Origin of the sequence: Vibrio sp. 1641 (assembly GCF_033339995.1) — a bacterium.
Lineage (GTDB): Bacteria > Pseudomonadota > Gammaproteobacteria > Enterobacterales > Vibrionaceae > Vibrio > Vibrio alginolyticus.
Genome location: NZ_JAWOVP010000511.1, coordinates 1 through 517 on the forward strand (window position 1 = coordinate 1; position 517 = coordinate 517).

General features: G+C 43.1%; 1 protein-coding gene. It reads right to left on the reverse strand.

The window, feature by feature from the left end:
- On the reverse strand, positions 1 to 459 hold a 459-nt coding region (locus R7Z47_RS26845; RefSeq protein WP_318131026.1), incomplete at its 3' end, for a 2OG-Fe dioxygenase family protein.
- Positions 460 to 517 lie beyond the last annotated feature (58 nt).

Sequence of the window (517 nt, forward strand, 5' to 3'; positions counted from 1 at the left end):
ACCAATGATGTTGTGACGACCAACACCAACCATCGCGATATGATCAAAACCGTCTTGGTGCACACCTTCTGGCGCGACCTGCGTTTCGCTATCTAATGCAGTGATTCGAATCTGGTGAATTTCGATTTCTTGACCATTTGGAAGGTGGTTCGCGCTCACGAATAGCGCACACATTTCGCGAAAGCCGTCACTTGCTAAAATGTCTTTCTCGATAGGTTCAAATTGACGAATGACATCACCCTGAAATCGGTTGATATCTGAAGACTGTACAAAGCTGTTCTTGTTCAAATCGATCACTTGCCCATCTTCAAAACTCACGACTGAGTAGCGTCGTAATCGATATTGCCCATCAGCGTGCTCAGTATGAGGTAACGCTTCAAATGAAGGCGAAAGTTGCTCAATTGCTGCCATGCTGAGCTGAGTTAAATGTAGAGTGTTCTCACGCGAATGTAACATCATTGACTCCTTTAATGAGGCACATTTAATTAACATTTAATTTACAACATAGATTACGCAA